19 protein-coding genes and 1 pseudogene are annotated in these 21,796 nt (G+C 58.4%); 10 read left to right on the top strand and 10 right to left on the bottom strand.

What is annotated here, in order from left to right:
- Nucleotides 1–31: 31 nt before the first annotated feature.
- Complete coding sequence (locus ACA059_RS15785) at nt 32–1,951, top strand: hybrid sensor histidine kinase/response regulator (RefSeq protein ID WP_497630006.1); 1,920 nt, start codon at nt 32–34, stop codon at nt 1,949–1,951.
- A 10-nt stretch (nt 1,952–1,961) separates the two neighbouring features.
- Here the strand turns inward: ACA059_RS15785 and ACA059_RS15780 are convergent, their stop codons facing one another.
- The gene (locus ACA059_RS15780; RefSeq protein ID WP_497630004.1) at nt 1,962–2,207 is read right to left on the bottom strand and encodes a hypothetical protein; all 246 of its coding nucleotides are present in this window, start codon (nt 2,205–2,207) and stop codon (nt 1,962–1,964) included.
- A gap of 79 nt (nt 2,208–2,286) precedes the next feature.
- Between ACA059_RS15780 and ACA059_RS15775 the strand changes: the two genes are divergently transcribed.
- Nucleotides 2,287–2,823 (top strand): hypothetical protein, encoded by a 537-nt coding sequence (locus ACA059_RS15775; RefSeq protein ID WP_497630003.1) that lies wholly within the window; start codon nt 2,287–2,289, stop codon nt 2,821–2,823.
- A 58-nt stretch (nt 2,824–2,881) separates the two neighbouring features.
- Here the strand turns inward: ACA059_RS15775 and ACA059_RS15770 are convergent, their stop codons facing one another.
- The 4 genes and pseudogenes from ACA059_RS15770 to ACA059_RS15755 all read right to left on the bottom strand — a co-directional run.
- A complete protein-coding gene (locus tag ACA059_RS15770; protein ID WP_046055244.1) occupies nt 2,882–3,358 on the bottom strand; it encodes a PA2171 family ribosome-binding persister protein in 477 nt (158 codons plus the stop codon).
- Nucleotides 3,359–3,613: 255 nt separating this feature from the next.
- Nucleotides 3,614–3,979, bottom strand: coding sequence for a hypothetical protein (locus tag ACA059_RS15765; protein ID WP_497630002.1), 366 nt, complete (start codon nt 3,977–3,979; stop codon nt 3,614–3,616).
- 117 nt (nt 3,980–4,096) lie between these two features.
- Nucleotides 4,097–5,440 (bottom strand): cation:proton antiporter, encoded by a 1,344-nt coding sequence (locus ACA059_RS15760; RefSeq protein WP_497630001.1) that lies wholly within the window; start codon nt 5,438–5,440, stop codon nt 4,097–4,099.
- Between the two features lie 46 nt (nt 5,441–5,486).
- Nucleotides 5,487–5,670 (bottom strand): annotated as a pseudogene (locus ACA059_RS15755) (hypothetical protein); the annotation flags it as partial.
- A 133-nt stretch (nt 5,671–5,803) separates the two neighbouring features.
- On the opposite strand from ACA059_RS15755, the gene ACA059_RS15750 reads away from it, so the two are divergent.
- The 5 genes from ACA059_RS15750 (at nt 5,804) to ACA059_RS15730 (ending at nt 8,950) form a co-directional block, all read left to right on the top strand.
- Nucleotides 5,804–6,325, top strand: a complete 522-nt coding sequence (locus ACA059_RS15750) for a CinA family protein (protein WP_497630000.1) — start codon at nt 5,804–5,806, stop codon at nt 6,323–6,325.
- A complete protein-coding gene (locus tag ACA059_RS15745; protein ID WP_497629999.1) occupies nt 6,315–6,833 on the top strand; it encodes a hypothetical protein in 519 nt (172 codons plus the stop codon). Before ACA059_RS15750 ends, ACA059_RS15745 begins: the two co-directional genes overlap by 11 nt.
- A gap of 7 nt (nt 6,834–6,840) precedes the next feature.
- Nucleotides 6,841–7,290: a DUF421 domain-containing protein gene (locus ACA059_RS15740; RefSeq protein WP_347805072.1), complete on the top strand. Its 450-nt coding sequence runs from the start codon at nt 6,841–6,843 to the stop codon at nt 7,288–7,290.
- Between the two features lie 115 nt (nt 7,291–7,405).
- On the top strand, nt 7,406–7,807 hold the full coding sequence (locus ACA059_RS15735; protein WP_497629998.1) for a nuclear transport factor 2 family protein: 402 nt from the start codon (nt 7,406–7,408) through the stop codon (nt 7,805–7,807).
- A gap of 39 nt (nt 7,808–7,846) precedes the next feature.
- Entirely contained in the window at nt 7,847–8,950 is a 1,104-nt protein-coding gene (locus ACA059_RS15730; protein WP_497629997.1) for an alpha/beta hydrolase fold domain-containing protein, read from the top strand.
- A gap of 364 nt (nt 8,951–9,314) precedes the next feature.
- On the opposite strand, the gene ACA059_RS15725 is transcribed toward ACA059_RS15730, so the two are convergent.
- The 5 genes from ACA059_RS15725 to ACA059_RS15705 all read right to left on the bottom strand — a co-directional run bounded on the left by ACA059_RS15725 (nt 9,315) and on the right by ACA059_RS15705 (nt 16,754).
- Complete coding sequence (locus ACA059_RS15725; RefSeq protein WP_497629996.1) at nt 9,315–9,746, bottom strand: SDR family oxidoreductase; 432 nt, start codon at nt 9,744–9,746, stop codon at nt 9,315–9,317.
- A gap of 147 nt (nt 9,747–9,893) precedes the next feature.
- The gene (locus ACA059_RS15720; RefSeq protein ID WP_497629995.1) at nt 9,894–10,607 is read right to left on the bottom strand and encodes a transposase; all 714 of its coding nucleotides are present in this window, start codon (nt 10,605–10,607) and stop codon (nt 9,894–9,896) included.
- A gap of 771 nt (nt 10,608–11,378) precedes the next feature.
- A complete protein-coding gene (locus ACA059_RS15715; protein WP_497629994.1) occupies nt 11,379–14,237 on the bottom strand; it encodes an Ig-like domain-containing protein in 2,859 nt (952 codons plus the stop codon).
- Nucleotides 14,238–14,481: 244 nt separating this feature from the next.
- Complete coding sequence (locus ACA059_RS15710) at nt 14,482–15,339, bottom strand: SDR family oxidoreductase (protein ID WP_497629993.1); 858 nt, start codon at nt 15,337–15,339, stop codon at nt 14,482–14,484.
- 260 nt (nt 15,340–15,599) lie between these two features.
- Entirely contained in the window at nt 15,600–16,754 is a 1,155-nt protein-coding gene (locus ACA059_RS15705) for a MalY/PatB family protein (protein WP_497629991.1), read from the bottom strand.
- 387 nt (nt 16,755–17,141) lie between these two features.
- Between ACA059_RS15705 and fdnG the strand changes: the two genes are divergently transcribed.
- From fdnG to ACA059_RS15690, 3 genes are read left to right on the top strand one after another with little or no spacing between them, the layout of a single operon-like run.
- Nucleotides 17,142–20,207, top strand: a complete 3,066-nt coding sequence (gene fdnG / locus ACA059_RS15700; protein WP_497629990.1) for a formate dehydrogenase-N subunit alpha — start codon at nt 17,142–17,144, stop codon at nt 20,205–20,207.
- A complete protein-coding gene (gene fdxH / locus ACA059_RS15695; protein ID WP_497629989.1) occupies nt 20,208–21,143 on the top strand; it encodes a formate dehydrogenase subunit beta in 936 nt (311 codons plus the stop codon).
- On the top strand, nt 21,140–21,793 hold the full coding sequence (locus ACA059_RS15690; RefSeq protein WP_497629988.1) for a formate dehydrogenase subunit gamma: 654 nt from the start codon (nt 21,140–21,142) through the stop codon (nt 21,791–21,793). The genes fdxH and ACA059_RS15690 overlap by 4 nt, the downstream gene beginning before the upstream one ends.
- The last annotated feature ends 3 nt before the right edge of the window (nt 21,794–21,796 follow it).

The raw sequence follows: 21,796 nt of genomic DNA, 5'->3' as shown, positions 1-21,796 counted from the left end.
CTTCAAAAAACGGTCATACCAAGAGGGATCAATGAACGAGGATCGGACCAAAGCCAGCGCCATCGAGGACAGCCGTTTTCGGTTGTTGATCGATGCTGTCGTTGATTACGCGATCTACATGATTGATCCCGATGGAACCATTGCCAGCTGGAACGCTGGCGCCAAGCGTTTCAAGGGGTATGAAGAAGCCGAAATACTCGGCCAGCACTTTTCGCGTTTCTATACCGAAGCGGACCGCCTTGCCGGTTTGCCCCAGCGAGCGCTGGACACGGCGATTCGGGAAGGGCGTTTCGAGGGAGAAGGCTGGCGGGTGCGCAAGGACGGTACGCACTTCTGGTCCCACGTAGTGATCGATCCCATTCTCGATCCGTCGGGCAAGTTGCTCGGGTTTGCCAAGATTACCCGCGACCTGACCGACCGAAAGATGGCCGAAGAAGTCCTCAAGCAAAGCGAACAACAGTTCCGCCTGCTGGTTCAAAGCGTCACTGACTACGCCATCTACATGCTCGCCCCGGATGGCCGCGTGACTAACTGGAATCCCGGGGCTCAACGCATCAAGGGTTATTTGCCCGAAGAAGTCATCGGCAAGCACTTTTCGATGTTCTACACCCCGGAAGACCGCGAGGCCGGCGAACCACAACGGACCCTGGACATCGCGCTACGTGACGGGCGATTCGAAAACAAAGGCTGGCGCGTGCGTAAGGACGGTACGCGGTTCCTGGCCAATGTCGTGGTCGACCCGATTTGGGGCGAAACCGGCACCTTGCTCGGTTTTGCCAAGATCACCCGTGATATCACCGAAGCCACACAAGCCCAGCAGGCGCTGGAGCAAACCCGCGAAGCGCTGTTTCAGGCGCAGAAGATGCAGGCCATCGGCCAACTCAGCGGCGGCGTTGCCCACGACTTCAACAATTTGCTGACCGTCATCCTCGGCAATCTGGAAATCGTCCGCAAACGCGTGGGGGACGATCCGAGAATCACCCGATTGGTGGACAACGCCACTCAGGGAGCCTTGCGCGGCGTCTCTCTGACCCAACGCATGCTGGCTTTTGCCAGACGTCAGGAGCTCAAAGCCGAACCCGTCGAAATACCTGCGCTGGTGCAAGGGATCATCGGGCTGTTGCGCAGCTCGCTCGGGCCTTCGGTGGTACTCGAAACCCATTTTCCGCAAGCGCTCGACCCAGTCCTGGCCGACGTCAATCAGCTTGAACTGGCGGTATTGAACCTGGTGACCAACGCCCGTGACGCAATGCCCCATGGCGGGAAAATCGTCATCAGTGCCAAGACCGAAGAAACCTGGGATCAACCGCAGTTATCCCTGCTGTCAGGCCGGTATGTGTGCCTGAGTGTCAGCGATACGGGGGAGGGTATGGATGAAACCACGCTCGGTTCGGCAATGGACCCGTTCTTCACCACAAAAGGCGTTGGCAAAGGCACGGGGCTGGGACTTTCGATGGTGCATGGTTACATCGAGCAATTGGGCGGACGATTCGTCCTCAAGAGTCAGAAGGACATAGGCACCATCGCCGAACTGTGGATACCCATCGCCACGACCGGTTCGGTTGCCAGGCCTGTTATCGAGGAGGCCGCACCGCCGGTGCACCGTCTATGCGTGCTGGTCGTGGATGATGACAGCCTCGTGTTGACCAGTACCTGCCTGTTACTCGAAGACCTGGGGCATCGGGTGATCAGTGCGACGTCCGGGGCGCAAGCGCTGAAAGTATTCGACACTGAATCAGCGATTGATCTGGTCATCACCGACATGGCCATGCCACAGATGAATGGCGCGCAACTGGCGCAGGCTATCCGGATCATCAAACCGAGCCTGCCGATCATCCTTGCCACCGGTTACGCCGAGCGCCTGGAAGGTTTCGCAACCAGACTTCCGCGCCTGTCCAAACCTTTTACCCAACTCAATCTGGTGGAAATCATCGCCACGACCATGAAATGACAAAGCGAGCTCAATGTTCGGCCGCTGATCCCGCGTTCTTCTTGAAACCACGCACGTTCATGGCGCACAGGCAAAACTGCAACACGATCAGTGCATAGGCCTGGGTGTGGTAACCCCACGTCACCCATAAAACATTGCTGACGATAAAACAGACGAAGCCCGATACCCTGCGCCTGGGGCTTTGCGAACCGATCAACCACGCCGCCAGCACCGTGACCAGCATCGCCGGCCATTGCACCCAATCAAGATCGTCCATTGCAGGCTCCATTGTCATTCCAGCTGAACTTGTCGGCAGACGTTTCTTCTAAACGTTTTCCAACCTGTGTGTAATTCCTGTGCCAAGAATACTGACCGAAGCCCCAGCCGAAGAAACCCTGACCGAACGCAACGCCAAGATGTTCGGTTCACCCAAGGAGCGCCTGGATTTCTACCGCCGGGAAATCCAGTACGAAACCAGCATTCTGGCCAATCGCACTGATGCCTACCTGGCGGCGCAATCGTTCTTAGTGATTGCTTTTGCGTCCTGCATGTCCAACCTCAACCCCGAATGGGGAAAACTCTTCACGCTGGTGGTGCCACCGTTTTTGGCACTGCTGGGGCTGCTTAGTTCACTCAACGCCTGGCCGGGGATTCGCGCGGCCTACGACATCATCGACCATTGGCATTTCAAGCAGAGTGAGTTGCTGCGCAGCGAACCCTTGATGGGCCTCGCTTACGATGAGTCGCCGCTGTTCAGTGAGATGGAATCGTCCCATAAGGGGTATCGCAAGTCGTTGTTGTTTTCGGTGCGTACGCCGTGGATTTTCGCCACCTTCTGGATGCTGCTGGGCAGCTACGCGTTTTACATCCAGGTGACCAACCCCGGCGCGTGAACCGAACAACAAAAAAGGCCCGGCATATGCCGGGCCTCTTGCTGTCTCGCCACTTGCATCAAGCCGCCAGATTGGCTGCGCTCATTTCTTTCTTGTATTGGGCTTTCAAGCTTTCCATCTGTGCGCCCAATTCCTCCAGGGTGGCTTTACCCAGCAACTTTTTGGCCTGAGGAAACATTTCCGTTTCCTCTTCTTCGATGTGGTGTTCCAGCAGTTCCTTGACCACTTTCACGCGACCGGCAAATTCCGGAGTGGACGGGTCGGTAACTTTCAGGTCTGGCAGCACCAGCGAATCAACGGTGCGATGTTCTTCCTTGGCTTCGTAATACATGACGTCCTGCTCTTTGCCTCCAGCCTTTTTATACGCCGGGTACAAGACTTCTTCTTCGAGACGGGTATGGATGGCGATCTCCATTTCCAGCTTGGCCAGCAACTCGCCGCGCTTTTTAACACCACGTTCGGTGGATTCACTTAATTGGGTCAGGATGCCTTTTACGCGTTCATGGTCTGCTTTCAACAGGTCTATGGCGTTCATGGTCGAGTCTCTCCAACAAGTCAGGGGGTGAGCGCGAACGGTCTCAAGGCCGAAAGTCGCTCATTGTCCTTGAGCATTTGTCGTGCCGGTTTGCCGGTGCAATAACTTGTTTATAAAACAATAAGTTGAAGTGACTGATGGCGAACTGCGGTCATGCAGCCTGCATGAGTCCGGAAATGGACTCATGCAGTTCGCAGTGGAGCATTGATATTCCAGACAATAAAAAGCCCGGCGACTGCGCCGGGCTTTTCAAGTTCAGCCTCTGGATTCGGGCTGCTGGAGCAAACGATGAGCGTTTTGCGTGGACATCGAGACAGGCGGGAAGTCTTCGTTGAGCAGCTGCAAGTGCTCGATCGCTTCCTCGAACTTCAAGTCGGCCTTTCTGCGCAGGGCCTGATAGCGATCAAACAGTTCCACATCCATGCCGCTATCCTCGAGTAACGCAAAGGCGCTACGGCTCAGCGCCTGGGCCTCTTCAAACAACTGACGATTACGTTCCAGGGCGAAGGCCGGCAGGCTTTGATTTCTTCGGAGGTGGAATAGTGAATCATGACCAGCACCTGATTTTCTCGAGGTTCCTGTTGATAGGTATCGACGCCGCAGGGGAACCGAACCTGGCATGTCCCGCCGTGCAAAAGCCGGGCGGGATTAGAGTTGTGACTGGCCGGGTCGCGAAGAATTTCAAATTTATGAACGTGAAAATTCGATAATTCCGACCCTGAACGCACAGACATAAAATCAAACATCCTGTCTTTTTTGCCGTTCATATCGAGCCAGGATCGGTTGAGTACTGATCCCGTGGATGAGGATGCTGAGCGCGACCACGGACAAGGTCAGATCAATACAGAGTGTTGAGATCGACGCGCCCAGCCCGTGGTTCAGGGCATAAAACAGGTAATACAGACTGCCGATGCCGCGTATGCCGAACCAGCCAATCAACATTCGCTGGCGACCGTTGAGCAAACCACCCCAGGGCATGGCGACGACGCTCAGCGGTCGAATCAGGCAAAACAATACGCCTGCGATCGGCAACGCACGCCAATCCCAGTGCGCCATCAGCACCACGCCGAGCAGCGTCACCAGAAACACTTCCATGGCCCGTTCCACCAGGCCGCCGAAAGCGAGCATGTCGCCCATCATGATTCCCGCCGCGACCTGGGTGTCTTGAAGGTTCTCGGTATCGCCATGAACGGCGTCTTGCGGCTCGACGTTCTGATGGCCCACAACAGGCTGAACCAGATGCTCGGCGGGAAGTTCGTCGTCACCCGTGGATTTGACTTCTTCGTGGCGCAAACCCAGACCGGCGGCAAACACCGACAGAAAGCCGTAACCATGAATCGACTCGGCCCCGACATACGCCAGGGCAATCAAGGCGAGGGCAAGATAATCATTCGGGGAAAGGGTGCTGTCGTCATTCTGGATTCGCATCAACAAGGTCAGGCGGCCAATACCGCGTCCCATCCAGTAGCCAGTGAGCAAACCGGCCGGGACTGCCCACAACAGACTGCGTAGCACCCAATCGCTCAGCCAGCCGGGGTTGCCGTCGTGCTGCACCAGGAGCAGGCCGAGGATGACAAACGGAAAGGCGATCCCGTCATTGAGCCCGGCCTCACCCGACAGCCCGAAGCGCACACTGTCGTCATCCCGGGCGTCGTTGACTTGTACCAGGGCGGCGAGCACCGGGTCGGTGGGGGCCAGAATCGAGCCGATCAACACGGACGCGCCCCAAGACAATTCGAAACCGTAATGCAACAACAGGCTGACGCCGGCAATGGTCAACACCATGACCGGGCCGGCCAGGCCGTAGGCAATGCGCCAGTTTTTATCCTTGAACGGCAAGCGCAACTTCAAACCGCAGACAAACAACGAAAACAGTACTGCGACTTCCGTCAGGTGCTCCATCCAGGTGGACGCATCATCGGTGTCCAGTTTCAACAGCCCGAGCCCCACAGGCCCAATGGCCACACCCAACACCAGGCACACCGCCGACGTGGTCACCGGCATCCATCGCAGGTACGACGACGTCAATGCCAGCGTCAGCAGCACGGCCCCCAGCACCGCCACCCACAAAATGAAACTCATGCTCGGTACTCGTCGGGTGCGTGCCACGATGTAGGGCCTCTGGCGATCAACCGACGGTCGCGCGCAGGTATTCAGGCGTCAGTACGTTGAACCATAGCAGGATCATTGAGATCAGGATGGTGACCAGCACCAGGATCGCCAACCAGCCGGCTTGGGTACAGACCGGCAATACCAGCGAGGAAAAACGGCGTCACGGTGTAGGCATAACCGATGCATTGATTGACGGTCGGCCCTAAACGTATGGAGGGGTGAGTTTTGACAGGGGTTCACTTTTTTATCCCCTGAGCCGAGCGTGTTCCGATAGAGGGAATGTTTGGAGACGGCGAAGGTCAACCGAGCAGCTCTCTGTCTGGATGATTTGCCATGAGCATCAGCCAATCCGTGGTCGAGTATTTGCGTGAAAACGACTTGCTGTTGACCACCGCAGAGTCTTGCACGGCCGGAAAAATCGTCACGCTGCTGGCTGAAGTCCCGCACAGCGGGGAGCTGATCGAAAGCGGCTATGTGGTTTATTCCCCCGAGGCGAAGCAGCGCTTGCTCAACGTCAGCTCCGATACGATCAAAACGTTCAACCTGACCAGTTGTGAAGTCGCTCGGGAAATGGCGTTGGGTGCGCTGCGCGACAGCACGGCCAATGTCGCCTTGGCGACCACCGGCATCCTCGGCCCGGAAGACGTCGATGGCATTCCGGCCGGCACCATTTGTTTCGCCTGGGCCTATCAGACCGGGCAGGGGCGATGTGTCTTCAGCCGACAACTGCGGTTTTCCGGCACACGTAGTGAGGTTCAGTTGTTGGCCGCGGAGCACGCGTTGAAGTTGCTGCCGCATTTCCATCAACGGGCATTGGCCGGTGAGCAAGGGCAGGGCGCACGCGATGAACGATGAATCCGGCCATTCCGACTACCACAGCCGCGACTATCCCGTGCGCGAAGACATGGCGCATCAGGTCAAGGTCTGGCGATTCGAGCGTTGGGGCTGGTACATCCTGGTGCTGATGGTGTTGCTGGCGCTGCTCGGCCTGTTTTCACGCGGGCCGCTGAGTACCCGGGACGTTCACGGCGACGATGGCAAGGTCCGGGTGCAATACGAGATGTTCCACCGCCACGGATCGTCCAACCCGATGCAGATCAGCGTGAGCGGTGCACCCAATGCCACGGTTGAACTGGAACTGTCCGGGGCGCTGCTGGACGGTTTCAACATCGAAACCCTGCAACCGCAACCCCTGCGCGCCATCAGTGCCGGGCAGGGCATGAAGTTGTGGGTGCAAACCGACGCTCAGGGTCAGGCAAACCTTTATCTGACGTTGCGCGGCGATGGGCTGGGACTGTTTCGCAGCCGCATCGCATCGCCCGGCGCCATGCCCGTGAACCTGGATCAATTCATTTTCCCTTAGGTGACCTATGGACTCGGTATTACGCGCGGCCGCGATGTATCTGGCGCTGATGGTGCTGTTCAGGATTGCCGGCCGACGCTCTTTGGCCGAGTTGACGACATTCGATTTTTTGCTGTTGATGATCATCGGCGAAGCCACGCAACAGGCGTTGCTGGGCGATGACTTTTCCCTGACCAACTCGATGTTGGTGATCGTCACGCTGATTGTCATCGACGTCGGCCTGTCGCTGCTCAAACAGCGCTCGCAATGGATATCGCAGTTGATCGATGGCGGGCCGACGATCATCGTCGAGAACGGCAAGGTGCTGCACAAACGCCTGCGCCACGCGCGATTGATCGAGGCCGACATCATGGAGGCCGCACGCTCGAGTCAGGGCATCGAGACCCTTGATCAAATCAAGTTCGCGATCCTGGAGCGCAACGGCAAGATATCGGTGATTGCTCAAGAGCGGGCGTGAGCAGCACCCTATTGATTGAGGGTGCCAAGCACGGAACGAACGACCCACTTCGGGCGCTTCATAAATGCACTAGGCTTGTCCTGACTACAGACCGCACTACAGAAGAGGAAACATTATGAGCAGCACCGCCAGCTCCCCGCAGATCGACGTCGTCCAGCGTATGTACAACGCCAAGGGTGATATGGATGTCATCCGTGCGGTTATTGCGCAGGATGCTGTGTGGGACATTGCCGCCGGCTTCCCGAAGGGCGGCGTCCACATCGGCTTCGACAGCATCATCAATGACTTTTTCTCCTTCTTTGGCGACTTCACAGAGTTCTGGGCCGAGGGTGACGAGTTCTTCGAGGTTGGAGACCACGTCATCGCACTGGGTCGCTACCACGGCGTAACCAAGGACGGCAGCAACGAACTCACTTCTCGGTTCGTGCATATTTTCACCCTGCGTGATGGCCAGCTTGTTCGGCTCCAGCAGACTGCCGACACCCTCCTCATCGCCCGCGCGCTCGGACGCGGCTGAGTCGACGCCCAACACATCCGTGCCAGATGAGGAAAATTCATGACAACAGAGCATGATCGGACCCTGGTTCAGCCTTCGTTGCCCGGTCGTCTCGGCGATCCCGCCACCGACTTCGGCTCCGATCCGCGAAGCGACGCCCGTCTGGTCGCGGCCATGGCCGCATTCGGTATGGACAAGCACGCTGCTCCACCGTCGGTCACCGCCGCCGACCCGAGGTCGGCCCTACTTGAGTGGGGGGCCGAGGCTGAAGGGGGTTTTGAGCAGCTCTACGACGCGGTCACCGCCGGCCTGCCACCCATTACCGGTGTGACGCGCACTGTCGAGACGATTACCGGCATCGACGGCAACACGATCAAGCTTTATATGCACCGCCCTGCCCAGTCGGAGGGGCCCATGCCTGGCATCGTCTACCTGCACTCCGGTGGAATGGTTCTACTGAGTATGAACAATCCGCTCCACCTGCGCTGGGCCGACCAGTTGGCCGCCACTGGCATGATCGTGGTCGGTGTCGACTTTCGCAACGGCGCGGGAAAGCTCGGCCCCAACCCCTTTCCCGCCGGCCTCAACGACAGCTTCAGTGCTCTGCAGTGGACCGACACCCACCGCAGTAAACTCGGCCTGAGCAAGATCGTCGTCGTCGGCGATTCAGGCGGTGGCAACCTCGCCCTCGCCACAGCCCTCAAGGCCAAGCAAGATGGCCAACTTACCCTGATTGACGGGGTGTATGCACTCGCGCCGCACATCTCCGGCGCCTACGACTGGAGCGTGGAGGACCAGGCTCGCGAGCTGCCATCCTTGCTGGAGAACGACCAGTACTTCACCAGCCTTGCCACCAGCCGGGTTCTGGCCAGCCTTTACGACCCTGACCGCGCCAACCGCCGCAATCCCTTGGCCTGGCCTTACCACGCCACCGAAGAAGACGTGTCAGGCCTCCCGCCGCATGTGATCGCCACCAACGAACTTGACTCCGTGCGCGACGAAGGACTTGCCTACGCTCGCAAGCTCGCTCGCGCCGGCGTTAGTGTGATCAGCCGCACCGTTAACGGCATCGTCCACGACGGCGACATCATCTTCGAGGCCGCTCTGCCGGAACTCCACCACAGCGCCGTCCGCGACATCCATGACTTTGCCAGCAGCCTATAGCCATCCCCCGGCCGGCACGTTGGCGGGAGGTAGAGGGTCACTGATCACCGGGTAATTGGCGCTGATAAAGCGCAGAGGGTAAAGCACTAACACACCGGGATTGTCTTGATCATTCGCCATAAGGAACCTCCGAGGTCATGACGCAGGTAGCGTCCGCGTCGGAACATCAAACACCGGGAGGAGAAGGCTGACTACTGTCATATTTGACAGGTAGAGGGTGAATTCAGACGGACGGTCGATTTTAGGTCGATAGGAAGCGTGGTGCTTTAAACGACAAAAATCGGCGTCAACGCTGTGAGTGAGCCTTGCTGGTTCTCTCGAGCCGCTGCCGAATGCAACCTTCGGCAGCGGCTGCAGGCCCGGCTCAAAGCATCGGCTTACCGCCGGTAATTCCATAGCGCTGGCCGGTGATGTAACTGGCCTCATCCGAGGCCAGCAACACATAAATCGGCGCCACTTCCACCGGTTGACCCGGCCGTCCGAGCGGCGTTTGCCTACCAAAGTTCTGCACTTCTTCATCGGGCATGGTCGAAACAATCAGCGGCGTCCAGATCGGCCCCGGTGCCACGCAGTTCACCCGAATGTTTTTCGGCCCCAGCATTTGCCCCAGGCCAGCGGTGAAGTTGGCTATCGCACCCTTGGTCGTGGCGTAAGGCAGGAGGGTGGGTTTGGGCATGTCTGAATTGACCGAGCTGGTGTTGATGATCGAACTGCCGGGTTTCATGTGCTTCAACGCGGCCTGACAGGGAGAAATCCCGGGACAGACCACGATACTAATCGTGGTCTGTCGCTTCATGCCCCGAAGGCGCAGCAGGTATCAACCCAAAAAAAACGGGCGCCCCCCTGAGGTCGCCCGTTTTGGTTGATCACGCCATCTGCGCCCGCATTCCTCAGAGAAAATCCAGGGACACCCATTAGCCGGAGAACCTGGGGACCACGTTTTCTAAAGCAAAGACTCAACGTCGAAATCAGTCGCTTTCTTCGGCCGTCCCGGCTTGCCTCTTCTTACCCGTCGCCCCAGCGCACCTTCAACCTCCGACTCAAATCTGGATTCACCAAGTATGTAATTACCGTTAGTAGACGATCGGATCTGATCCACCAAACCTGGATCGAGTTGACTTTTGAAAAGCTCTCGATACGACGTCGTCCGCGGTAACGCCGCCTCACCCAACGCGTTGTATTGCGCATGAGGTGTGATAAACCTTGACTCTTCTCCCTGCGCATTAGCTCGATAACTCGTCCAACGATACTCGGCTGGATGCTCCACGATCCCCGCCCTGACCGGGTTCATCTCGATATAGCGATAGCAGGCTAATACGTAACTGTCCTCCTGCACCAGGCAGGAACGGAAACGGCCTTCCCACAGGGTTCCGGTTCTCTGATAGGTGCGATTGACGTATTGGACATAGCGTTGACCAAGCCCCTTCATCAGCAAGCTTGCTCCTGCAGGATGACTTGGCGTCAATAGCAGATGGACATGGTTGGTCATCAGGCACCACGCATGGATCTCACAGGCCTGCTTTCTTGCCTGCTCGGCCAAGTGCACCAGGTAAAAGAGGTAATCCTCTTGCGAGTAGAAACAGGCCGAGCGGTTATTCCCTCGCTGAATCAGATGCAGAGGGATTCCTGGCATCACTAAACGAGCTCTACGCGGCATATGGAAATTCCTTTTTCCAGTTCATGGCACTTGAAGCCTAGCCAAAATCGGAGAAAACGTGTCCCCGGATTTTCCTCGATTTGATGGACGTGGTTGGGCGACGGTTGCGGGCGCAGATGGCGTCATAAACAAAAACGGGCGACCTCAGGGGGCGCCCGTTTTTTTGGGTTGATACCTGCTGCGCCTTCCGCGCATGAAGCGACAGACCACAATTAATATCGTGGTCTGTCCCCGGATTTCGTCTGTCCCCAGATTTGCGGCTGCTGAATTTGGTCGCGCAGTGTCTTGCGCGGAGCGCTGAACGCGGTGGGCTATTTTGGGATTATACCCTCGTTATTCCGCTGGCGTGTTCACTCGATCATAATTAGATCTGTCACCTTTTTGTACTTTTCGAAACTCAATACGCTGCATTCTTTCGACTTCTTGTGCTTTGCTAATTCATGGCACTTGAAGCCTAGTCAAAATCGGAGAAAACTTAGACTGCCCCCGATTTTCCCTGGGAACAAACACCCTGCGAAAGCGTAATCCTCGCAGGGTGTGGTGCGACCATCTCATTAACGGCCAGCGAAGGCCGTGTTTTATTTTGATGTGCTTTTTAACTCGACCTGACTAGTCAGTCGCTTTCTCAGCGATCGTGATTATCTAGCGCTGGGTGGCATCCTCTTTTCCAGTTACGTAATCTGAAACACTGTTAATCTTTGTTTCTTGGTTATCATCGTCCACTCCTGAATTCCGCTCTTGGTGGTAAGTAACCTAAAGCTAATTTTAAGATCAAGATAGCTGCCTTATACGGAGATTATCCAGCATCAAATTTGCAGTTGCAAAATTTATAATAAAAAAGACCAATGTTAATTTTTGAGGAGCATAAAAAACCGCCTTTTCCGCCTTCCATACATTAGTTGCTGCGAGATCGTTATCGATGTAATAAAATTGGCTTTCACTATCGCGTAAATTGGCTTTTGCAGCCACAGCACTTTTATAAATGAAACTAAGCTCGTACGTGCCTGCAGGCATATTGAGATTTTTGTACATATTTATCGCCGAACTCTGATGAGGACGCGCTTTGGCGAAAAATTCCGCACCTTCAAATACAATATCTGCATGAAGCAAGTTCCATCCATTCAAATTGTAGTTATCAAATTTAATAAACTCATCAAACATCACCTTTATCACCGTGAACGACCGGGGTGCTGATGTCTGGCCCGCGCCATACAGGGCTTTGGCGGTGAAGCTGTGAGCCGTCACGCTCAGGCCCGAGACGAGCAGCGTCCAGATCCCGGTGGTCGGGTCAGCCGTCGGCTGGCCTTTGGAGAGGGCGCCGTCGAGCACATCGACCTTCTGCCCTTTGCTGGCGCTACCGGTCAGGGTGACCGCGGTTTCCACGGTAGGGGTGCCATTAGGAATTTCGACCCCGCTTGGGGAGCCTTTCACCGAGCTGATAGTGGGCGCCACGACTGACGTGACGGTAAAAGTCCGCGCCGCTGACACGGCGCCACTGCCATACAACGCTTTGACGGTGAAACTATGAGCCGCCACGCTCAGGGCCGAGACAGTCAGCGTCCAGATCCCGGTGGTCGGGTCAGCCGTCGGCTGGCCTTTGGGGACGGTGCCGTCGAATACTTCGACCTTCAGACCTTTGCTGGCGGTACCGGTCAGGGTCACCGAGGTATCAACCGTGATGCCGCCCTGCGGAATATCAACCCCTTTGGAATCTTTCGCCGAGTCGATGGTCGGTGCAATCAAGGCCACCGCTCTGACGGTATAGGTACGCACCGGGAAGCTGACAGCATCACCCGCGGTCTGGCCCTGGTTCAGCGAAGCCTTGAACTCCACCGTCAGGGTCGAAGCATCCCCCAGGTCCTTGAGGTAGCTGTAAGGTGCGGAGGCATCGTAATAGCCGGTGGTCACCCACGAGGGGCCAACGCCTGCCGATGAAGGTTGGGTGAACACCACGCGATCATGCGCATCGCCATTGGCCTTTTTACCTTTGAGGCTTAACCACACCTTTTGGCCCGCGGCGATGTGCGGCCAGCTCGGAAGACGGATCGTCGCACCGGCGGTCAGGTTGGTCAGGTTCAGCCCCGGGCCGTCACCGTCGTTGTCGGCTTGCAGGATCTTGGGCTTCGGCAGCGCACTGATCGGCAGGGTCAGCACGTTCAGGGTGAAGGGCAGTGAGTCTTGCGGCGTACTCGTCCCCCGGGTCACGGTGTAGGTGACCGTGACTGGCTTGCCGAGGTTAAAGGCAATCACCGACACCGGGATCGGGATCTCAAGACCGATGCTGCTGATCGGGGCCGGGGTGGTGGGGTGCGAGCCGGCGCCGGCGGTACCGGTCCAGGTGACGCTCAACAGGTCGGTGGGTTGTAGCCCGCCTTGCGGCACGACCACGGTCAGGGTGTCCTTGGCGGCAATCGGGTTCAGGTTGTTGCCGACGGCTTCTTTCACACTCGGTGCGGGCAGGTTCAGGGCCGTCCCCACCTGCGCCATCGCCTCTTTCGAACGTCCCACCACCTGGCCATTGCGCACCAGCTCAAAAGCCACCCGCACCTGGCTACCGCTAATGACCCGGTCATTGGGGACTGGCATAAGGCAGGGTTTGAACTGGCCGAACCCATCCTTTTCGACGATGCCTTGCGTCGGGAACGCGAGGTCGGGCGGGGTCGAGCGATAGATCGCCTGGACGGTGTCCCCTGCCTGATAGGTCGGTGCGCGTGGCAGGACAACCACCCACAAAGGCCCGCCCTTGAGCTTGTTGCGATCAATGAGGCCGGGGTCATCTTCGCTGTCATCGAGATCTTCACGCAGGATCGGGGCGTCGAGCGTCGTATGCGCCAGGTCAACGTCAGCCACGATGACGCGCGATTCGCGCCTTTTATGCGTCGGGTTGTTCACCTGAGAGATCACGGTGTAGCGGATCTCGAAGGCGGGGTTGTTACCGGCCTGCTCAAACAGCTCCCGGGTCAGGAGAATCACATGCGGTTGGTTCTCCTCGCCCGGTTGCAGGGTGAACGGAAAACGCTTGCCGTTGAGCATCAGCAGGATGGTGTCGTAAGGCTGGCCGTGGGGATAAGACACGGTCAGGGGGACGCCCTTGGCCGCCTCCTCTTTGCCGATCCGCGGAGGGTTACCCAGTTCAGGTGGCAGGCTGAGCATCAGATAGGGATGAGCCCCGGTGCCCGGGACATCATTGCCGCCAGGGAGCTCGTGATGGTACAGCGCCCACGACTCCCTTGAGGGCTCGTCATTGCCGCTGTTGCGCTTGACCACATAGAAAAAAATGTTCACGCGCTCGACAAACAACGACTGGAACACATTGAACACGGTGGGTTTGTCTTGGGCGTCGGGGGCAACGGGTTTTCGCTCGATCAGCAGCGGTCGCGGATCATCGAGGGTTGTCATGTACAGCGCGATGGACTGATATTCCCCGCCGCTCGGGGGATCGACCTGTACCTCGGTCGCCCCCTCCCGGCTGCCGTCACGCCTGAGCACCTGGATGAACGCGGAATGGGCCAGTCCCCCGACCGGCACGTTGGCGGGCGGCAGAGGGGCACTGATCACCGGGTAATTGGCGCTGATAAAGCGCAGAGGGTAAAGCACTAACACACCGGGATTGTCTTGAGCATTTGCCATGAGGTACCTCCGAGGTCATGACGCCGGGAGCGTCCGCGTCGGAACATCAAACACCGGGAGGAGAAGGCTGACTACTGTCATATTTGACAGGTAGAGGGTGAATTCAGACGGACGGTCGATTTTAGGTCGATAGGAAGCGTGGTGCTTTAAACGACAAAAATCGGCGTCAACGCTGTGAGTGAGCCTTGCTGGTTCTCTCGAGCCGCTGCCGAATGCAGCCTTCGGCAGCGGCTGCAGGCCCGGCTCAAAGCATCGGCTTACCGCCGGTAATTCCATACCGCTGACCCGTGATGTAACTGGCCTCATCCGAGGCCAGCAACACATAAATCGGCGCCACTTCCACCGGTTGACCCGGCCGGCCGAGCGGCGTCTGCCCACCAAAGTTCTGCACTTCTTCATCGGGCATGGTCGAGACAATCAGCGGCGTCCAGATCGGCCCCGGTGCCACGCAGTTCACCCGAATGTTTTTCGGCCCCAGCATTTGCCCCAGGCCAGCGGTGAAGTTGGCTATCGCACCCTTGGTCGTGGCGTAAGGCAGGAGGGTGGGTTTGGGCATGTCTGAATTGACCGAGCTGGTGTTGATGATCGAACTGCCGGGTTTCATGTGCTTCAACGCGGCCTGACAGAGCCTGAAAATGGCGGTGATGTTGACGTCGAAGGTCATCACCCATTCTTCGTCCGGGATGTCCTCGAAGTGTTCGTGGGTCATCTGGAACGCGGCGTTGTTGACCAGCACATCGATCCGGCCGAAGCGTTCGACCGTTTTGTCCACGAGGGCTTGGCAGTGTGCTTTCTGTGCGAGGTCACCGGGCAGCAACAGGCACTGCCGGCCGGCCTGTTCAACCCAGCGTGCGGTTTCCTGTGCGTCTTCATGTTCATTGAGGTAGGCGACGGCGACATCCGCGCCTTCACGGGCGAAGGCGATCGCCACGGCGCGACCGATGCCACTGTCGGCGCCGGTGATCAGGGCGATCTTGCCGTCCAGTCGGCCTGAGCCCTTGTAGCTTTGTTCGCCACAGTCGGGGTACGGGTCCATTTTCTTTTGGGAGCCGGGGACGGGCTGGGCCTGTTTCGGGAAGGGTGGTTTGGGATAGGCAGTCATTGGGAAATCTCCGTTCGCAAGGCAGAAGAGTCAAAGGGTTGACCCTGGTGTTTTGCCTTGAGTTCGGTTGGATTTCAGAGGCTGTCGAATCTCTCAAACCAAACAGATTACCCTGTGGGAGCGGCGGTGCGGCGATCCGACTTGCCCGCGAAGGCGGTGTGTCAGTCACCATTGATGTTGAATGTGACGGCCTCTTCGCGGGCAAGTCGGATCGCCGCACCGCCACTCCCACAGGGATTTGTGGTGTTGGTGAGGTTTTGTCAGGCGTTGTGATTGAGCAAACTGCGCTCCATCCGCGCAATGCCTTCTTCCAGCAATGCCCGTGGGCAGCCGAAATTCAGGCGCACGAACTGTTTGCTGTCATCGCCGAAATCCACACCAGGGCTCAACCCGACCTTGGCTTGCTCAAGGAAGAACTGCTGAGGGTTATCCAGTCCCAGCGCCGAGCAATCGAGCCACGCCAGATAGGTGCCTTGCGGGATATTCATGGTCACACCCGGCAGTCGCGTGTTGACTGCTTCCACCAGATAATCCCGATTGCTTTGCAGATACGCCTTCAACCCGGCCAGCCAAGGGCCGCCTTCGCTGTAGGCGACGCGCGTCGCTTCCATGCCCAACGGGTTGACGCTGTCGACCATGCCGCAGCGGGCGTGGTTGACCCGCGCACGCAACGCCGAGTCCTGAATAATCATGAACGAGGTTTTCAGACCGGCAATGTTGTAGGCCTTGCTCGCCGACATCAGCGTGATGGTGCGCTTGGCGATTTCCGGGCTCAGGGAAGCCGTTGGAATGTGCACGCGCCCGTCGAAACACAGCTCGGCATGTATCTCGTCAGAAATGATCCAGGCGTCCTGCTCCAGGCAGATGTCGGCGACCGCTTGCAGTTCTTCTCGAGGGAAGACTTTGCCCACCGGGTTGTGCGGGTTGCTCAGCAGCAGCGCACCGCCACCGGACAGCGCCTGATTCAGGGCATCGAGTGGCGTGGCGTATGTGCCGTCCGCCAACGCGTCGAATTCGAGTTCAACCTTGTTCAAACCCCAGTGACCCGGCGCATGACGCAGCGGCGGGTAGTTCGGAACCTGGACCACAACGTTCTGCTGCGGCTGGACCAGCGCATTCAGCGCCATGTTGAAACCCGACTCCACGCCTGGCAGGAAAATCAATTCATCAGGCAATACGCGCCAGGCGTACTTGTTCCAGAGGTCGGCGACGATGGCATCGCGCAAGTCATCCTGGGCCACGCTGTAGCCGAGCATCGGGTGTTCCAGACGCTTTTGCAGGGCCTGGAGGATCACCGGCGGTGCGGAGAAGTCCATGTCGGCCACCCACATCGGCAACACGTCGGCCGGGTAACGGCTCCATTTGGTACTGCCGGTGTTGTGGCGGTCGAACACCTGATCAAAATCGAAAGTCATGCTCAGTCTCATAAAAAGCGTGGTTGAACGTGGGGCAATGATAAACGCCAAGCCCCTGTGGGAGCGAGCCTGTGTGGCGAGGGGATTTATCCCCGTTGGGCTGCGAAGCGGCCCCGAAATCGAAACCGCGGTGTGCCAAGTACACCGCACACGATGGTTTTACGACTGCTTCGCAGCCGAACGGGGATAAATCCCCTCGCCACACAGGCTCGCTCCCACAGGTTGTGTGTGATGGCTGACGCCCCGGTATTGCCCGATGGTCGGTTTTCACACAGTCAGTTCTAACATTGTCTACAGTTTCAAGTGTCGGCAGCCAGACTGCCGCAACCATGATTGCCCAGAAAAACCCGGCAAAAATACCGGGTCTCCACCTGACAGGAGTGCACGATGGACCTCAACCGTCGTCAGTTCTTCAAGGTCGCTGGTATCGGCCTTGCAGGCTCGAGCCTCGGCGCGCTGGGCATGGCCCCCGCGACTGCCTTCGCCGAGCAAGTGCGTCACTTCAAGCTTGCCCACACCCATGAAACCCGCAACACCTGCCCGTACTGCTCGGTCGGCTGCGGCGTGATCATGTACAGCCAGGGCGATGCTGCCAAGAACGTCGCGCAAAACATCATCCACATCGAAGGCGATGCCGACCACCCGGTCAACCGCGGCACCCTGTGCCCCAAAGGCGCCGGCCTGCTGGACTTCATTCACAGCCCCGGCCGACTGCAATACCCACAGGTGCGTAAACCCGGCACCACCGAGTGGACGCATATCTCCTGGGATGAAGCACTGGATCGCGTCGCCGACCTGATGAAGGCCGACCGCGACGCCAACTTCATCGAGAAGAATGAAAAGGGCCAAACGGTGAACCGCTGGCTGACCACCGGGTTCCTCGCGGCCTCGGCGGCGTCCAACGAAGCGGGCTACATCACCCACAAGGTCATTCGCAGCCTCGGCATGCTGGCGTTCGATAACCAAGCGCGTGTCTGACACGGCCCGACGGTGGCAAGTCTTGCCCCGACGTACGGCCGTGGTGCCATGACCAATACCTGGACCGATATCGGTAACGCGAATCTGATCCTGGTGATGGGCGGCAACGCAGCAGAAGCGCACCCGTGCGGCTTCAAATGGGTGACCGAAGCCAAGGCGCACAACAAGGCTCGCTTGATCGTGGTCGATCCGCGTTTTACCCGGACCGCCTCGGTGGCCGACTATTACGCGCCGATTCGCACCGGCACCGACATCGCTTTCATGGGCGGGCTGATCAACTACCTGCTGACTGAGGACAAAATCCAGCACGAGTACGTGCGCAATTACACCGACGTGTCGTTCATCGTCAAAGCCGGTTATGGCTTCGAGGACGGAATCTTCAGCGGCTACGACGCGGCCAAACGCAGCTACACGGACAAGTCCGGCTGGGGTTATGAACTCGGTGATGACGGCTTCGTCAAGGTCGACCCGACCCTGCAAGACCCGCACTGCGTCTATCAATTGATGAAGCAGCATTACAGCCGCTACAACATCGAACTGGCGAGCCAGATTTGCGGCATGCCGGTGGATGCCATGCAGAAGATCTGGGAAGAGATCGCCACTTGCTCGCAACCGGGCAAGACCATGACGATTCTCTACGCGCTGGGCTGGACGCAGCACTCGATCGGTTCGCAGATCATTCGCAGCGCGGCCATGGTGCAATTGCTGCTGGGCAACGTCGGCATGCCGGGCGGGGGCGTCAATGCCTTGCGCGGGCACTCCAACATTCAGGGGCTGACCGACTTGGGCCTCTTGTCCAACTCGCTGCCGGGTTACCTGACGCTGCCGGGCGACGCCGAGCAGGATTACACCGCCTACATCACCAAGCGCACGCAAATGCCGTTGCGTCCGGGGCAGTTGTCCTACTGGCAGAACTACAGCAAATTCCACGTCAGCCTGATGAAAGCCTGGTACCGCGACAACGCCACGGTCGAGAACAACTGGGCTTACGACTATTTGCCGAAACTGGACATTCCCAACTACGACATCCTCAAAGTGTTCGACCTGATGGGTCAGGGCAAGGTCAATGGCTACATGTGCCAGGGCTTCAACCCCATCGCCGCGTTGCCTGACAAAAACCGGGTGATGGCGGCGCTGGCCAAGTTGAAGTGGCTGGTGGTGATGGACCCGCTGTCCACCGAAACCTCGGAGTTCTGGCGCAATGTCGGGCCGTATAACGACGTTGAAACCGCCGGCATCCAGACCGAAGTGATTCGCCTGCCCACCACCTGTTTCGCCGAAGAAGACGGCTCGCTGGTCAACAGCAGCCGCTGGCTGCAATGGCACTGGAAAGGCGCCGACGGCCCTGGCGAAGCGCGCACTGATGTGCGGATCATGAGCGAGCTGTTTATCCGTCTGCGTCAGCGTTACCAGGCCAGCGGCGGCGCTTATGCCGAGCCGATTCTCAAACTGTCCTGGCCGTACAAGATCGCCGATGAGCCCTCGCCGGAGGAGCTGGCCAAGGAAATCAACGGCTATGCCACCGCCGACTTCACCGACGCTACCGGCGCGGCGATCAAGGGCAACGCGCAACTGGCCGGTTTCGGCCAGCTCAAGGACGACGGCAGTACGGCTTCCGGTTGCTGGATTTTCTGCGGCAGCTGGACCGAGGCGGGCAACCAGATGGCCCGGCGTGACAACAGCGATCCGTACGGTATGAAGCAACATCAAGGCTGGGCCTGGGCCTGGCCGGCGAACCGACGGATTCTCTACAACCGCGCTTCGTGCGACCCACAAGGCAAGCCGTGGGACGAGAAAAAACGCTTGGTGTGGTGGAACGGCAAAGTCTGGGGCGGCACCGATGTGCCGGACTTCAAGGCCGACTCGCCGCCGGAAGCCGGGATGAATCCGTTCATCATGAACCCCGAAGGCGTGGCGCGGTTCTTCGCGGTCGACAAGATGAACGAAGGCCCTTTCCCCGAGCACTATGAACCGTTCGAAACGCCGATCGGCATCAACCCGCTGCACCCGGAAAACAAGAAGGCCACCAGCAACCCGGCGGCGCGGATCTTCGATTCGGTCTGGGATTCCTTAGGCGTGGCCAAGGACTATCCATATGCCGCGACCAGCTATCGGCTGACCGAGCATTTCCACTTCTGGAGCAAGCATTGCAAGCTCAACGCGATTTCCCAACCCGAGCAGTTCGTCGAGATCGGTGAAGTGCTCGCCAAGGAGAAAGGCATCGTGGCCGGCGACCGGGTCCGTGTCAGTTGCAAGCGCGGGCACATAGAAGCAGTGGCGGTGGTGACCAAGCGGATTCGTCCGCTGCAGGTCAACAATCAGGTGGTGCACCAGATCGGTATCCCGCTGCACTGGGGTTTTACCGGCCTCACGCGCCACGGTTACCTGACCAACACCCTGGTGCCGTTCCTCGGCGATGGCAACACCCAGACCCCGGAATCCAAGTCATTCCTGGTCAACGTGGAGAAAGTCTAAATGGCCAGCCAAGACATCATCGCCCGTTCAGCCACCACGACCGTCCCGTCCTCGGTACGCAATCAAGAGGAAGTGGCCAAGTTGATCGATACCACTAAGTGCATTGGCTGCAAGGCTTGCCAGGTCGCCTGCTCGGAATGGAACGAGCTGCGCGACGAGGTCGGCCACAACCTCGGCACCTATGACAATCCTCAAGACCTCAGCGCAGAAACCTGGACCCTGATGCGCTTCACCGAGCATGAAACCGATGCCGGCAACCTGGAATGGCTGATCCGCAAGGACGGCTGCATGCACTGCGCCGAGCCCGGTTGCCTGGCGGCGTGCCCGAGTCCGGGGGCGATCATCAAGCATGCCAATGGCATCGTCGATTTCGACCAGGACCATTGCATCGGTTGCGGGTATTGCATCACCGGTTGCCCGTTCAATATCCCGCGGATCTCGCAAAAGGATCACAAGGCCTACAAATGCACGTTGTGCTCGGACCGGGTGGCGGTGGGGCTGGAGCCGGCCTGCGTCAAAACCTGCCCGACGGGCGCCATTGTGTTCGGCACCAAGGACGACATGAAGGAACATGCGGCGGAGCGCATCGTCGACCTCAAAAGTCGTGGCTTCGACAACGCTGGCCTGTATGACCCCGAAGGTGTCGGCGGCACCCACGTGATGTACGTGTTGCACCACGCCGATACGCCGAAGTTGTATGCCGGCCTGCCGAGCGCTCCGACCATCAGTCCGCTGGTGGACCTGTGGAAAGGCGTGAGCAAACCCTTGGGATTGCTGGCCATGGGTTTGGCGGTGCTGGCCGGATTCTTCCACTACGTGCGGGTCGGGCCGCAACTGGTCGAGGAGGATGAACTCCCGACCACTGTCGATCCTGCAGTGCATGAAGTCGATCCGTCGGTACACACCTTTGATCCGCGCGGGGAGGACAGACCATGATCCGCAGACAGATCCTGCGCTACACCTCGAACCAGCGCACCAATCACTGGCTGGTGGCGATCTTTTTCTTCACGGCGGCGCTATCGGGGCTGGCATTGTTTCATCCGGCACTGTTCTGGCTCAGCAATCTGTTTGGCGGTGGGCCGTGGACGCGCATCCTGCATCCGTTCATGGGCGTGGTGATGTTCGTGCTGTTCCTGGGATTGGTGATTCAATTCTTTCGGGCGAACTTTTTTATCACCAATGACCGCTTGTGGCTGAGGCGAGTCGGGCGGGTGATCAAGAACGAGGAGGAGGGCGTGCCGCCCATCGGCAAGTACAACCCTGGACAGAAGCTGCTGTTCTGGACCTTGCTGTTCTGCATGCTGGTCTTGCTGTTCAGCGGGCTGGTGATCTGGCGGGCGTACTTCAGCGCGTACTTCGGCATCACCACGATTCGCTGGGCCATGCTGCTGCATACGGTGGCGGGTTTGATCCTGGTGCTGAGCATCATCGTGCACATTTATGCCGGCATCTGGATCAAGGGCTCGGTCAACGCCATGCTGCATGGCTGGGTCAGCCGCGCCTGGGCGAGGAAACACCATGAACTGTGGTACCGCGAAGTGACCCGCGACGAGCACCCCGACCGGCCGATCAGCAAAAAAGGATAACCC

The sequence above is a fragment of the Pseudomonas sp. LBUM1647 genome, assembly GCF_059716175.1.
The sequence above is the reverse complement of the archived record's forward strand: the minus strand, read 5'-3'. Positions and strand labels throughout refer to the sequence as shown.